Below are 13265 nucleotides of genomic sequence, written 5' to 3'. Positions count from 1 at the left end.
CGAAAAAAAATCACTGGTTTACAGCGGAATGATGAGCGATTGCCTGTTTCAGCTTGCTGACGGCTTCTGCTATTTCATCCTTAGTCACGGTGAGCGGCGGCAGCAGCCGAATCACGTTCGGGCCGGCCGGCAATACAAGCAAGCCTAATGTCTGCAATTCAGCAATAATGTCAGCAACCGGGCCATCACACTCAATTCCAACCATTAATCCTTTACCTCGGATTTGTTTAACAAAAGGGCTCTTTAGCTCTGCCTCAAGCTGTTCTTTTAAAAATGCCCCTTTGTCAGCAGCCTCTTGCAGAAAGTCGGGCTGGAATATAATTTGCAATGTGGCATTCACAGCAGCCATCGCCAGCATGTTTCCTCCGAAAGTCGTTCCGTGAGAACCAGGGGCAAACGCTTCTCCAAGCTGTTTCTTTCCGATGACAGCGCCGACCGGAAAGCCGTTTCCCAATCCTTTGGCGACTGTGATGATATCCGGTGAGAGTCCGAAGTGCTCATATGCGAAGCCTTTTCCCGTCCGTCCGATGCCGGTCTGGATTTCATCAATGATGAGAAGGGCTTGCTTTTCCTTGCAAAACGACTGTACGGCTGATAAAAATTCAGCACTCGCCGGATTGACTCCTCCTTCTCCCTGCACTGTTTCAAGCATCACAGCGGCAATATCGCCTTCCTCCCCAAGAGCTTTAAAAGCAGAAGGATCATTGTATGGCAGGTAGTGAAAGCCTTCAAGCATCGGGCCGAAGCCTGTTTTAATTTTATCCTGTCCGGTCGCAGCCATCCCTGCATACGTGCGGCCATGGAACGACTGAAGAAAAGTGATGATTTTTGTTTTTCCAGTTGCTTTTCTGGCAAGTTTTATCGCACCTTCATTCGCCTCCGCGCCGCTGTTGCAGAAAAAGACAAGATCTCCCGCACTATGCGCTGCCAGCTTCTGCGCCGCTTGCTCTTGGAGACTGTTTTGAAACAGGTTGGATACGTGCCATACGCTGTCAAGCTGTTTTTTGACAGCCTCTGTCACCGCTTCATGGCAGTGTCCTAGATTTGATACCGCAATCCCCTGAATGAAATCGAGGTACGTTTTGCCGTTTTGATCCTCAACGTACGTTCCCTTTGCTTTTTTGATGTCAATATCCCAACGGCCGTAGGTTTGAAACAAGCTGCTCATGAAACAGCCTCCTTTGCTTTGACGATTTTTGTCCCTTGAAAGGTTTGTTCTGCGAAGAATGATCCTTTTCCGTTTACGATCATGACTTCAGACACCTGATCTGATAAAGCTGACAAGGCTGAATTGACCTTCGGGATCATCCCTCCTGTGATCACTTCCTGCTTGATCAGCATCTGAATCTCCTTAGGGGTCAGGACGTCCAGACGCTGCTTTTCCTTCATGATTCCATCGACATCCGTGACGAACATCAGCTTATCGGCTTCAAGCGCTCCGGCGACTGCTGAAGCAGCCAGATCAGCATTTACATTCAGCGTTTTGCAGTCGCTTGTCATAGACAGCGGCGCAATAACGGGGATGATGCCATTTTCCATCAGCGCGTTCACCATGGACGCATCGACTTTTTTGATTTCTCCCACTTCTCCGTATGTTTCCGGATCTAGATAATCAGCCTCCAAAAGACCGCCATCCTTACCAGAAATGCCTGCGGCTCGCAGTCCGTGTTTGGCAAGCTCAGCAACGAAAAATTTATTGACAGAACCGGATAAAACCATTTCCGCCACTTCCAGCACCGGCTTCGTTGTTTTCCTCTGTCCGCCCGAAAACTCTGTCTTGATATTTAACCGTTTCAGCATATTTGTGATTTCCGGTCCCCCGCCATGTACGATCGCCAGCTTCCAGCCTGACGCCATCAGCTCTTTCAGATTTTGAAAAAATTCCTCCGACAGCTCACGGATGACACTTCCCCCGCATTTAAAAACGATTGTTTTCTTCATTTCGCTCCCCTTTATTACGTGCGATAGCTCGCGTTAATTTTGATATAGTCATAGGTCAGGTCACAGCCCCACGCTCTCCCGTTTCCGTCCCCCTCATCCATCTTGATGACAATGGTGATTTCATTTCCTTCAAGGTATTCCTTGGCGAGAGATTCAGAGAATGGCTGAGGTTCGTTATTCTTAAACAGGCATTGGCCGCCAAGATAAACCTCTACTTCTTCTGCCGTCACCTGTGCTGCGGAGTGTCCGATGGCTCCGATGATCCGCCCCCAGTTGGCATCTGTTCCGTATACTGCCGTTTTTACAAGATTTGAGCCAACAATCTTTTTGGCAATGACGTTTGCATCAAGATTATTTTTCGCTCCCTGTACTTGGGCTTCAATTAGTTTTGTCGCGCCTTCTCCGTCTCTGGCAATCTCTTTAGCCAGATCCTCACAAGTGAGCAAGAGCGCTTTTTTAAAGACCGGCCAGTCTGGATGGTCTTCTGTCAGGCACTCGTTTTCGGCGCTGCCATTCGCCATAACTAATACCATGTCGTTCGTGGATGTTTCTCCGTCAACTGTGATTTGGTTAAATGAAACGTCAGTGATTTCCCGAAGCGCCTTTTGCAGCGCTTTTTCTTCGATTGCCGCGTCAGTTGTCACAAATCCCAGCATCGTGGCCATGTTCGGGTGTATCATCCCTGAGCCTTTGGCCGCTCCGCCGATCGTGACTGTTTTGCCGCCGATTGCCAGTTCATAGCACGTCTGCTTGATCACCGTATCAGTTGTTAAAATCGCTTCCTCAAAATCGCCTGATCCCGCAGGTGTTTCTTTCAGCAGCTCGATCCCCGCGTGGATTTTTTCCATGTCTAAATGCTCGCCGATGACGCCCGTTGATGAAACAGCGACAAGCTCCGGCTCAATGCCAAGCTGTGAAGCAAAGCTCTCCCGCATTGTGTATGCGTCCTTTAGGCCCTGTTCTCCCGTGCAGGCATTGGCAATGGCACTGTTGACGATGACGGCTTTCAGTGTCGGTCCGTGCTTTAAGCTGTCTTGTGTCACTTTGATCGGAGCAGCCTGAAAGTGGCTTTGGGTATAAACCGCTGCGCTCACGGCCGGTGTCTCGCTGATAATGACGCCGAGGTCTTTTTTCGAGTAACGCAGCCCGCAATGCACACCCTTTGCCTGAAACCCTTTTGGCGAGGATACATCACCTGTTACTTTTACAATTTGATCTTCACTTAACTGAATCATGGTTCGATTCTCTCCCGTTCTATGGATAAATTGGCGTGATGGTGAGTCCAGTTTCTTCATTCCAGCCATTCATCAAATTAAAGTTTTGCACTGCCTGACCGGCGGCACCCTTCATTAAATTATCGATTACCGAGACGATCGTGACTCTGTTCGTTCTCTCATCGAGGGTCACGGCGATATCACAGAAATTGCTGCCGCACACTTCTTTCGTTTGCGGGTACTGACCTTTTGGCCTCACTCTCACAAAATATGAATCTTGGTAAAATTCCGAATATAAATCATGCAGGTCATCTGCGGATAGATCACAGGTTAATCTGGTATACATCGTCGCCATGATGCCCCTTGTCATCGGAACCAAGTGAGCCGAAAATGTAATGGGCCCGAGACCTGGCTGCCATTCATTCAGCGCCTGCTCAATTTCCGGCGTATGCTGATGTTCATTGACTTTATAAATTTTAAAATTGTCGTTCAGCTCAGAAAAATGGGTTCCCATGGATGCTTTTCTTCCCGCTCCGGAAACACCCGTCTTCGCGTCAACGATAACAAAAGATTCATCGAGCAGTTTCTTTTGAGCCAATGGCGCGAGGCCAAGCAAAACAGCTGTTGGAAAACAGCCTGGATTGGCAATGAGTTTCGCCTGTTGAATTTGCTGTTGATTCAGTTCTGCCAGACCGTATACCGCCTCTTGAATCACCGCCTTCGGTGCCGCTGTCCGTTTATACCATTTTTCATATTCAGCCGGTTCTTGTATCCTCAGATCACCTGACAGATCAATGACCGGAATTCCCGCGTCTGCCAGCTTTGGAGTCAATTCACTTGATACTCCGGGCGGTGCAGCGAGAAACATGATATCTATTTCGTGTTTGATCGTATTCATATCAATCGGCTTCAGCTTCTGATCCGCTAAGCCGGTAAGATGAGGATAACCCTCGCTATAGACATTTCCCTCTCCGCTGGATGAATAAAGTATGCATTCCTCTGCATGAGGATGATGCGAGAGAATCCTGACAAGTTCGGTGCCTCCATATCCTGTAGCACCTACAATTCCTATTTTCAAAACAAGTTCACCCTCTTGGTCTTTGTGAAATTATTTAACATTATAACATGAATAAAAATTAATTCAATCGTATATTTAATATTTTTATTCATTTATAAATTTTCTGTTCAATGGAAATTCCGCTCAAAAAAATCAGCACGACTCCAGCAGAAAACATTGATGTGTCGCCGATTTTCAGCCGCATAAAAAAACAGGCTGACCGCGTCAGCCTGTTTTCATCATCATCAATCCACTCAAAAAATATAGAATAGAGCTTGCATAAAAAATCATTTGCACTGTAAAAAAGTCAGCGAGAAAACCCCCGAGCATAATGGCTGCTGCTGAAAAGACAGCTGTCCAAAAATGGTAATTCCCAATCTTCTTTCCACGCTCTCCGCTGTCTGTAAAATTAGCGATCAGCACTTTTTCTCCATGCTTTTGCATCGCTCCAAAGAGCCCTAACAGCACTTGGACGATATACACTTGAACGACGCTTCCGATATGCGGGACATATAAAAGCAGAACAGCCATCCCCCACGAGTTCAGAAGCAAAAAATAACGGCTGTCAAACCTTTCAGACAGCCGTCCGAGGAGCGGGTAAATGAGCGCTCCGCTCAACCCGAACAATCCGTAGGAAAAACCGAACTGTGTGTAGCTTGAGCCGATATTTTTCACAAACAGAATATAAAACGGAAAGATTAAGCTGCTTGCGAAAAACACGCTGCTTTGTGATAATGTCAGCCATTTTAATTTGTTTTTCCCCATTATTTATACCTCTGATAAAAGTAATTCATAAAGCGCTCATCCGGGTCATAGGTTCGTTTTTTCTGAAAAAACGCTTCACTTTTCGGATATGCCTGCCTCATTTGCGCTTTTGTCTGGTAGGTCATATAAGGCAGATAATAGCTGCCGCCGTGCTTGATGGCAACGTCTGTCATGCGCCTGATGATTCGGGCAGTATCTGCCTGGTCTTCTTTTGAAAAACCCTCGTTTATTAATAGCACGAGCGAAAACATATCGTCCTTCGCATAGGAAAGGTCGGCCTTTTCATTTTTCTGCACGTAGCGGATCGTAATATTCAGCAGGTTCAGATCTTCGTCCGACAGCGTTTGTCTCAGGTCATCAATATAGGACCCATACTCCTTCACGGGCACAAAGTATTCTTGCAAAACATCTGTGTTGTCATTGTTTTCATACTCAAGAAACTTAGATTCGGACCGCATGACGTTATTGCGTGAAATCTCTGTGCCGTTTTGGCTCAGGAAATAGGATTGCTGTGTGTCCCACAGCCAATTCCTGCCCCATTCATACCGTCTTGACAAACCGAGTGCAAACTTTGTGGCTCCCGTATACTCATCTTCTTTGAGATCGCTGTATGATGGCAGTTGATCCTGGTGATCAGCCAATACGTAATTTGTGACATACATGTCTTTCAGAAATCCTTTTTTCGCTGTTGAAATTCGCGCCAGATGCATTCGGACATCTGGATTTCCTTTTACATGCTTTGAAAAATAGTCTGCGTATGTGCTGTAATTCATTTTTTCTGTCTTCATGACATACAGCTCATCATCTGTCAGCTCAAGCGTTACATCAAGAATCACGCCAAAAAGACCGTACCCTCCGATGACCGCCGTAAACAAATCATCTTTTGGAGTGACAGTGATAATCGTCCCGTCAGCTTTTAAAAGCCGGAATGATTTAACTGTATCAATCAGCGAGCCGTAGCGAATATCACGCCCGTGTGCATTTGCGCTGAGAGATCCGCCGATTGTAAAAATGTTTTGTGACTGCATGACTTTTACCGCGAGTCCGTATGGATTCACGTATTTCTGGATATCATTCCACGTTGCACCGCTTTGCACCCTGATGGTTTTCTTCTCTTGATCGAGTGACAGGATTTTGTTGTAGCCCGTCATGTCGAGAACGATGCCGTCCTCATAATATGTATGGCCGCCCATGGAGTGCTGGGCCCCGGCGATTGAAATTTTTATGTTTTTTCGATTTGCCTCTTTGACTGTGTCAATGAGCGTTTCCTCTTCCTGCCCTTTCACTGTCTGCTTTATTTTTACAGGCATCAGGCGGCTGACATCCGTCATCTCGCTTGTGTCTGTTTTTTGCTCTGAGTTCACAGAGTACGCAAACAGGGCCGCATACGCGCCAGTACAAAGCGCGAATGCAAGCAATTTCTTTTTCATAGTGCTCTCCCTGCTGTTTTTTATGACCATTATACCATGACTGCGTCCTCATTTTTCCAAATTATCTTCTTGCCCGTTTTTCGGCACGGCGGTCGGCGACGATAAAGCAGGCGTGAATCGCGCCCGGCAGCCAAAAGATACAGGTCAATATGAGATTCAGCAAGGCCTGAAACGGTTTTCCCGAAAACAAAACAGCAAGCGGCGGGCATAAAACTGCCAGCAGGTACATCATTTCCCTTCACTCCTTTCAGCTGTAAAAAAGGACAGCCTCACATGTCAGGCTGTCCTCTTTTGTTTTATTGAATGCCAAGCGCAATTTTTGCGTATCTGGACATTTTATCCCTAGTCCAAGGCGGATTCCATACAATGTGAACCTCTGTGTCTTTCACTTCAGGAAGGTCCGCTAATGCTTTTTTCACCTCATCCACGATAATCGGCGCTAAAGGGCATCCCATTGATGTCAGTGTCATCGTCACGTGCGTTAAGCCGTCTTCATCCATGTCAACATCGTATACCAAACCAAGGTTCACGATATCAACGCCAAGCTCAGGATCGACAACCTGTTCCAGGGCGCCCATGATGTTTTCTTTTAATGCTTCTTCCACGTTCCCTCACTCCTTTTTCTACAGTATAACGTAAATTCAGCTCTTGTTAATAACTTAGTGCTTTATAAGTACGTTTCAAACCATTCAATCGTTTTTAACACAGCTGCCCGCGGGACTTTATGGTCAGCGTTTTCATCTCCGATAAATTGCAGGCGTTCCGGCTGCTCGCTGTAATGGGATTTGATCGTGTCATAAAATGTCCGGGTCGGCGCGTAAGGCACGACCTTATCTTTTGCGCCGTGCCAAAATAAAAGCGGGCGCTGTTGCAGTTTCTCCGGCTGAAGGCTGAGATCCCGCAATTCGAGACGTTTCATCAGTTGCTGTACCTTCTCTTCCGGCACATCGATTTCAATGCCCTGAGATTGAATATGGTCAATCTGCTGCTGAAACAGCTCCACGTAATTGGGGCTTCCCATCAGGCTGACGCCGGCTTTTATCCAATCATATGCAGTCAAAGCGCCAAGCGTTGTGATGCCGCCCATTGACGTGCCTGCGAGACCGATGCGGCCGCCGTCTATCAGGCCCTCTTTTTCAAAATGGTTTTTAAGTACGCCGATCTCTTCAATCTCGTTAAGGACGATATCCCAAAAATGCCCCGCCAGCTCTTCGACAGCCATTTCTTCTCCCCGTTCCCCATGGTGCAAAGCCTCCGGCAGAACGGCTCTAAAACCCTTCTCCGCAAGCAGATAAGCAATATGAAGGTTGTGTTCCTTCGCGCTTGTAAAACCATGTATAAAGATCACGAGAGGAACAGCGCGGTGCCTGTTCTCTTCCTTTACAATATGTAAAAACGGAATACCGGAAACGGTTTGATTCTCAATTTGTATCACAATGTGCCCCTCCTTAGGATAACCATAATCATAAGTGTAACATGTAGACAATAAAGATGGTAAAAAGCTACACTGTAAGTAAGGCAAAACAAGCAAAATCTAAGGTTAAAGGAGCTTTTCATGGAGACAAAACCCTATTTAATCGCATTAGATTTAGATGGAACATTATTAAAGGATGATAAAACCATATCTGAAAACACCCTTCAGACGATACAGCGCCTAAAAGATGACGGGCATTATGTCTGCATCTCAACAGGCCGTCCGTATCGTTCAAGTTCCATGTACTACCAGCAGATGGAGCTGACAACGCCAATTGTCAATTTTAACGGAGCATTTGTCCATCATCCGCAAGACGACAGCTGGGGACGGTATCATACGTCACTGCCGCTTGATGTTGTCAAACAGCTCGTGGATATCAGCGAGAGCTACAACGTACATAACGTGCTTGCTGAAGTGATTGACGACGTATACTTTCATTACCATGATGAGCACCTGATAGATGCCTTTAACATGAACACAACAAATGTAACAGTCGGAGACTTGAGGGAAAATCTTGGTGAAGATGTGACGTCTGTACTCATACATGCAAAAGAAGAGGATGTGCCGGCAATACGCTCATATTTATCGGATGTGCATGCCGAGGTAATCGACCATAGAAGATGGGCCGCACCGTGGCATGTCATTGAAATTATCAAAAGCGGCATGAATAAAGCGGTCGGCCTGCAGAAAATCAGCGATTATTACGGCGTGCCGAGGGAGCGGATCATTGCTTTCGGGGATGAGGATAACGATTTGGAAATGCTTGAATTTGCAGGCTGCGGCGTTGCAATGGGAAATGGAATTGACGCGGTCAAGCAGATTGCCAACCGAACAACGGCTACAAATGAAGAGGACGGCGTGACAAGGTTTTTGAAAGAATATTTCTCACTTTAAAGAAGGTCCGTATTAATTTTTCCCACTCATAAACCTTACTTTACCCCACCATACTATTGAAGACGACTCATCTCGTCAAAGTATGGAAGGGGGCAGTCTCAAAATGGGTAAACGAAGCAAATCCAGAAGGTTTATTCAGCAGGGTAAAGACTCCATCGGGCTACACGCCGCAAAATTTCCATATCGGTCTACTTTAGAAGAAGCTCATCAGCATGCCGCGGCACGAGACTCGGCTGAAAGGCAGTATGAATATTAAATGAGAAATGAACTGTTTCAGCAGGCAAAATCATTTGTTCAACAGGCGGTCATGGTGACAAACGGCTTTGAGGAAGGCGATCAGGAGCAAGCGATTCTGAGAGCCAAAAATGCTGTATCTTCTGCGTATGCCAATTCGACAGATGCGGAACGTCAACAGCTGCATCAATTTCAAAATCAGCTGGACAAACTGCAATAAAAAAGGGCTATGGCGACTCGCCATAGCCTCTTATTTGACTTCAAACTGCTGAACAGCCTGAACCTGCTTGAGATTTTCCGCCCTGCCCTTAAATGTCACCTTTACCTCATAGGTTCCGGGCTCAGGGACTTCCTTCCACACATCAGAGAAATCATATGTTTCTCCAGATTCAAGCGTCATGTTTTGAAAAGCCTGCGTAAACATTTTGTCTTTCGAATAACGGTATCTTTCTTTGTGCTCAGAATCATACACGACAAGTTCAAATTTTTGCCCTGTGCTGAATTGAAACTCAATAGCACGTTCGCTTTGGTTCTTCAGCGACATGTTAAACTTGATTTGTTCAGGCTCCTGAATTGCGTCAATAGATAAAACAACCTCTTGATTCTCCATTCCGCCTGATACCTCCTTATCGGGTTCTGTCTGCTCATCTTTCCCGCAGCCTATCAAAAGCAGCACGGGGAGGAGCATCACAAGCAGCCGTTTCACGACTTCCACCTGCTTTCGTCAGTCTTTTCTAAAGAAACCAAAAATCCCTGTCGTTTGAACGATGTTCGTAAATGCTTTCGGATCAACTTCTTTGACGATCTTTTCTAAATCGTACAGTTCATACCTCGTGATGACGATAATCATCATTTCTTTCTGTTCGTTCGTAAAAGCTCCTTTTGCCGGAACAGTTGTGATGCCGCGCACCATTTTTCCGTAAATGGCTTCCTTGATTTCGTCCGCTTTTTTCGTCACGATCATTGCCGTGAGCTTCATGTGGCGAGTATGAATGGCGTCGATCACCCTCGTTGTCACATATAGTGTAACCAGGGTATATAATGCTTTCTCCCAACCTTGCAATAATCCTGCCGTCAAGATGATAATCCCGTTCAGAATGAAGAAATACGTGCCGACGGGTTTATCCTTCCACTTTGCAAGCACCATGGCGACGATATCAAGCCCACCTGTCGAAGCTCCGTATTTTAATGTTAAGCCGATACCGACTGCGGAAATGACGCCGCCGAACACCGCGTTCAGCAAAATGTCATGTGACAGGCTTGTTTCCGGCAGGATCCCCATAAACAGAGTAGTGAGTGCGACACTTAAAATGCTGTAAACCGTAAACGATTTGCCGACCTTCAGCCATCCTAAAATACCGACCGGAATGTTTAAGAGGAACAAGAGCGTTCCCGTCGATATGTAAAAGGGGGCATATTGATCAACGACGCTTGATAAAAGCTGGGCAACACCTGTAAATCCGCTGGCATATACATCTGCCGGAATCAAAAATAAGTTCAGCCCGGCAGCATTGAGTAAAGCGCCGATGATGACGATGAGTAATTTTTTTGTTTGATCTAGTACCATGGCATGTTCCTCCGCTCTTTCTTCTTTATTATGTTTTCCCTTAAAACAAATATTTGAACACGATTTTGGCAAATTAATATGATATAGTTGGCTTAACTCTCAAGATAACGAGCGATAACGGAAAGAAGGGAAGCAATATGACAGTTCATCTCATCGCTGACAGCGCCACTGATTTGCCTCGTTCTTATTTTGAAGAAAAAGGCATTGGCTTTATTCCACTCAGGGTTTCTCTCGGCGATAAAGAATTCGAAGATGCAGTCACAATTCATGCGGATCAAATATTTGAAGCGATGCAAAATGGAGAAACGCCTAAGACGTCCCAAGCCTCACCGCAAACGATTAAAAATGTGTTTTTGCAATATGCCGAAACAGGTGATCCCGCTCTTTACATTGCCTTTTCCTCAGGTCTCTCCGGCACGTATCAGACAGCTGTAATGATCGCCAATGAAGTGAAGGAGGAATTTCCCGATTTCGATTTGCGGATCATTGATTCCAAATGCGCGTCATTAGGATACGGTCTGGCTGTCCGGCATGCTGCCGATCTCTGTATCAACGGGAATACAATACAAGAAATTGAAACGTCTGTAAAGAACTTTTGCAGCCAGCTTGAACACATTTTTACCGTTGATGATTTAACATATCTCGCGAGGGGCGGCCGGATATCCAAAACGTCCGCTTTTGTCGGCGGCCTGTTGAATATTAAACCGCTGCTTCAGATGGAGGACGGCAAGCTTGTGCCTCTGGAAAAAATCCGCGGACAGAAGAAACTTTTCAAACGGATCATCGAGCTTATGAAAGAGCGCGGGGATGATTGGAGCAATCAAACCGTCGGGATCAGCTACGCCGCGAACAAAGAAAAAGCCACGGACATGAAACACCTGATTGAGGAAGCGTTCAAGCCGAAAGAAATCATTATGCATCCAATCAGTTCAGCAATCGGCTCGCATGCCGGTCCAGGTACATTGGCGATATTCTTTTTAAGAAAATGAGCAAACAAAAACAGTCAGACTCTGTGTCCTGACTGTTTTTGTTTGCTCATAGAATGCCGACAGCCTCATACGCCTTTTCGACTGAAGCTGATTGCTTCGAACCTTCACCGTATAAATCATTGGCAGCTTCAATCGCCGCTTGCTTCATCATGCTGAAATCTGTAGATGCCGTTACATAATATGTTAAAGCCCGATAGTAAATTTGTTCACTTGCTTCACGCCCAATCCCTTCAACCTGTACATCGTGGTGCACGCCTCCTTCTGCAAGAAGATAAGCTGCTTTATTGTGAATGGACGAATTGATATGGACTCCGCCATAATCCTCTGTTCCTGTGTAGCGGTTCGAGTAATGATCTGGATTTCCCTGCTTAGATGGGTCCTCCAATGACCGCAATGAATCTCCTGCAATATCAGGAGTATAGACATCTTCGCCGATCTCCCAATCATCACGGTCAGCCATCGCGCCCATAATGTCAGAAATGGACTCGTTTAATGCACCGGGTTCTCCTTGATATAAAAGACCGGCGGAATACTGTGTGACTGCGTGTGTGATTTCATGCGCGACAATGTCGAGCGATCCAGACAGCGGCTTAAATTTCGAACCGTCTCCATCACCGTATACCATCTGGACACCGTTCCACGCAGCATTGTTCCATTGTTTGCCGACATGCACGGTAGACGTAATCCTTGCTCCGTTTTGATCAAAAGAATCACGGCCAAATGTCTTGCTGTAATAATCGTAAACGGCTTGCGCATTTGCGTGTGCGTCCACAGCCGCAGGTTCATTAAATACGGACGTGCCGCTGACAATTTCTTTGCCCGTATACCCGATCAGTTGAGACAAAAGCGTAAACAAGGTTTCGTTCAGGTTCTTCGCGTCAAACGTATTGATCCCTTTTCCCCTTGTTTCGTCAGCCAAATAAAAGCGCCCATTTTGTTCTGTGACGTCAAAGCTTTTTTCATCACCTGACACGCCGATTCCTGTACCTGCCGCTTCATGAATGGCATTAAAGGACTCAATGACTTTTCCGTTTTTGGCATCGATGAAATAATGCCAATAGCCAGGCTCAGGTTCAGATGTCGAGAGTCTCACAAGGTAGGCGAGATCATATTCACCGTCGTGTGGATAGATATATAATTCGCCTTTTGGTTCCCCATCAAGATAATCGATTTTTCCAATGGAAGCCTCGAGCTCACGCCTCGCTGTATGTATTGCTTTTTGCTCAGAAATAGACGGTGTGACGGAGACGTCCTTGATTTGCGGGTGCACCTTTCCAAAGAAACTATTCACTTGTTTGTTTTCCTTCATCGCGACCGCTTGTTCAAAGCCGTAAATCGGAATTCCTTTGTAAACCTCCGTTACTTTAAAAAACGTTTGTTTTGTCTTTGGATCCTTTATGGTTTTCGAAATGCGAAAATGGCTGTTCGCATTCCCTTTGAGCTTAAACTGCGTTTGATGCTTGTCAAGATAGGAAAATAGCGATTCTTTCTGGGTTGTGTTTTGTACCGGCTTCTGCGATGACTTTTCGATGATGTATGAAGGGGTTTGATACGTATGGTCGTATTCGATGCTTTGATCAGCTGAGGCATGTGTTACAAAAACCATTTGGGCCGCCGTGCATAAGCCGGCCAGTAATAGAGATGTCTTGGTCAGGTTGCGCAAAACACCACATCCTTCCTATTTTGGAATCTATCATTTT

At 46.0% G+C, this 13265-nt stretch carries 16 protein-coding genes; 4 read left to right on the top strand and 12 right to left on the bottom strand.

Going from position 1 to position 13265, the window contains the following annotated elements:
- Window positions 1–10: 10 nt before the first annotated feature.
- The 9 genes from MHH79_RS06075 to MHH79_RS06035 all read right to left on the bottom strand — a co-directional run bounded on the left by MHH79_RS06075 (window position 11) and on the right by MHH79_RS06035 (window position 7842).
- A complete protein-coding gene (locus MHH79_RS06075) occupies window positions 11–1168 on the bottom strand; it encodes an acetylornithine transaminase (RefSeq protein ID WP_340035044.1) in 1158 nt (385 codons plus the stop codon).
- The gene (gene argB / locus MHH79_RS06070; RefSeq protein WP_014476417.1) at window positions 1165–1941 is read right to left on the bottom strand and encodes an acetylglutamate kinase; all 777 of its coding nucleotides are present in this window, start codon (window positions 1939–1941) and stop codon (window positions 1165–1167) included. The genes MHH79_RS06075 and argB overlap by 4 nt, the downstream gene beginning before the upstream one ends.
- Window positions 1942–1955: 14 nt before the next feature.
- Window positions 1956–3176 carry a bifunctional ornithine acetyltransferase/N-acetylglutamate synthase gene (argJ, locus tag MHH79_RS06065; protein ID WP_340035043.1) on the bottom strand — a complete coding sequence of 407 codons (1221 nt, stop codon included), beginning with the start codon at window positions 3174–3176 and terminating at the stop codon, window positions 1956–1958.
- 19 nt (window positions 3177–3195) lie between these two features.
- On the bottom strand, window positions 3196–4233 hold the full coding sequence (gene argC / locus MHH79_RS06060; RefSeq protein WP_047182419.1) for an N-acetyl-gamma-glutamyl-phosphate reductase: 1038 nt from the start codon (window positions 4231–4233) through the stop codon (window positions 3196–3198).
- A gap of 204 nt (window positions 4234–4437) precedes the next feature.
- A complete protein-coding gene (locus MHH79_RS06055) occupies window positions 4438–4977 on the bottom strand; it encodes an MFS transporter (RefSeq protein WP_003232993.1) in 540 nt (179 codons plus the stop codon).
- Window positions 4977–6407, bottom strand: coding sequence for an FAD-binding oxidoreductase (locus MHH79_RS06050; RefSeq protein WP_181218819.1), 1431 nt, complete (start codon window positions 6405–6407; stop codon window positions 4977–4979). Before MHH79_RS06050 ends, MHH79_RS06055 begins: the two co-directional genes overlap by 1 nt.
- A 61-nt stretch (window positions 6408–6468) precedes the next feature.
- Window positions 6469–6639 (bottom strand): YqaE/Pmp3 family membrane protein, encoded by a 171-nt coding sequence (locus tag MHH79_RS06045; protein WP_003232996.1) that lies wholly within the window; start codon window positions 6637–6639, stop codon window positions 6469–6471.
- Window positions 6640–6703: 64 nt separating this feature from the next.
- On the bottom strand, window positions 6704–7012 hold the full coding sequence (locus MHH79_RS06040; RefSeq protein WP_014479422.1) for a metal-sulfur cluster assembly factor: 309 nt from the start codon (window positions 7010–7012) through the stop codon (window positions 6704–6706).
- A 62-nt stretch (window positions 7013–7074) separates the two neighbouring features.
- A complete protein-coding gene (locus MHH79_RS06035) occupies window positions 7075–7842 on the bottom strand; it encodes a prolyl oligopeptidase family serine peptidase (protein WP_100506196.1) in 768 nt (255 codons plus the stop codon).
- A gap of 120 nt (window positions 7843–7962) precedes the next feature.
- Between MHH79_RS06035 and yitU the strand changes: the two genes are divergently transcribed.
- The 3 genes from yitU to MHH79_RS06020 all read left to right on the top strand — a co-directional run bounded on the left by yitU (window position 7963) and on the right by MHH79_RS06020 (window position 9229).
- On the top strand, window positions 7963–8775 hold the full coding sequence (yitU, locus tag MHH79_RS06030) for a 5-amino-6-(5-phospho-D-ribitylamino)uracil phosphatase YitU (RefSeq protein WP_309529717.1): 813 nt from the start codon (window positions 7963–7965) through the stop codon (window positions 8773–8775).
- Window positions 8776–8878: 103 nt separating this feature from the next.
- The gene (locus tag MHH79_RS06025) at window positions 8879–9031 is read left to right on the top strand and encodes a hypothetical protein (protein ID WP_015483078.1); all 153 of its coding nucleotides are present in this window, start codon (window positions 8879–8881) and stop codon (window positions 9029–9031) included.
- Window positions 9032–9229: a DUF3813 domain-containing protein gene (locus MHH79_RS06020; RefSeq protein WP_003245613.1), complete on the top strand. Its 198-nt coding sequence runs from the start codon at window positions 9032–9034 to the stop codon at window positions 9227–9229.
- Between the two features lie 30 nt (window positions 9230–9259).
- Here the strand turns inward: MHH79_RS06020 and MHH79_RS06015 are convergent, their stop codons facing one another.
- Complete coding sequence (locus MHH79_RS06015; RefSeq protein ID WP_047182417.1) at window positions 9260–9715, bottom strand: BsuPI-related putative proteinase inhibitor; 456 nt, start codon at window positions 9713–9715, stop codon at window positions 9260–9262.
- Between the two features lie 18 nt (window positions 9716–9733).
- Complete coding sequence (locus MHH79_RS06010; protein ID WP_003245017.1) at window positions 9734–10576, bottom strand: YitT family protein; 843 nt, start codon at window positions 10574–10576, stop codon at window positions 9734–9736.
- Between the two features lie 137 nt (window positions 10577–10713).
- Here MHH79_RS06010 and MHH79_RS06005 point away from each other — a divergent pair, with 137 nt between their 5' ends.
- Entirely contained in the window at window positions 10714–11565 is an 852-nt protein-coding gene (locus MHH79_RS06005) for a DegV family protein (protein WP_309529718.1), read from the top strand.
- A gap of 46 nt (window positions 11566–11611) precedes the next feature.
- Here the strand turns inward: MHH79_RS06005 and nprB are convergent, their stop codons facing one another.
- Window positions 11612–13228: a neutral protease NprB gene (gene nprB / locus MHH79_RS06000; RefSeq protein ID WP_063335030.1), complete on the bottom strand. Its 1617-nt coding sequence runs from the start codon at window positions 13226–13228 to the stop codon at window positions 11612–11614.
- Window positions 13229–13265: the final 37 nt, after the last annotated feature.

The sequence above is a fragment of the Bacillus sp. FSL K6-0993 genome, assembly GCF_037977205.1.
Lineage (GTDB): Bacteria > Bacillota > Bacilli > Bacillales > Bacillaceae > Bacillus > Bacillus subtilis.
This window is presented reverse-complemented; position numbering and strand designations above follow the sequence as displayed.

Coding starts and splice junctions, on each gene's coding strand:
- MHH79_RS06045 (WP_003232996.1), bottom strand. CDS start 6,639: ATGATGTACCTGCTGGCAGTTTTATGCCCGCCGCTTGCTGTTTTGTTT.
- MHH79_RS06010 (WP_003245017.1), bottom strand. CDS start 10,576: ATGGTACTAGATCAAACAAAAAAATTACTCATCGTCATCATCGGCGCT.
- MHH79_RS06055 (WP_003232993.1), bottom strand. CDS start 4,977: ATGGGGAAAAACAAATTAAAATGGCTGACATTATCACAAAGCAGCGTG.
- MHH79_RS06075 (WP_340035044.1), bottom strand. CDS start 1,168: ATGAGCAGCTTGTTTCAAACCTACGGCCGTTGGGATATTGACATCAAA.
- MHH79_RS06020 (WP_003245613.1), top strand. CDS start 9,032: ATGAGAAATGAACTGTTTCAGCAGGCAAAATCATTTGTTCAACAGGCG.
- MHH79_RS06050 (WP_181218819.1), bottom strand. CDS start 6,407: ATGAAAAAGAAATTGCTTGCATTCGCGCTTTGTACTGGCGCGTATGCG.
- MHH79_RS06025 (WP_015483078.1), top strand. CDS start 8,879: ATGGGTAAACGAAGCAAATCCAGAAGGTTTATTCAGCAGGGTAAAGAC.
- argB (WP_014476417.1), bottom strand. CDS start 1,941: ATGAAGAAAACAATCGTTTTTAAATGCGGGGGAAGTGTCATCCGTGAG.
- argJ (WP_340035043.1), bottom strand. CDS start 3,176: ATGATTCAGTTAAGTGAAGATCAAATTGTAAAAGTAACAGGTGATGTA.
- yitU (WP_309529717.1), top strand. CDS start 7,963: ATGGAGACAAAACCCTATTTAATCGCATTAGATTTAGATGGAACATTA.
- MHH79_RS06005 (WP_309529718.1), top strand. CDS start 10,714: ATGACAGTTCATCTCATCGCTGACAGCGCCACTGATTTGCCTCGTTCT.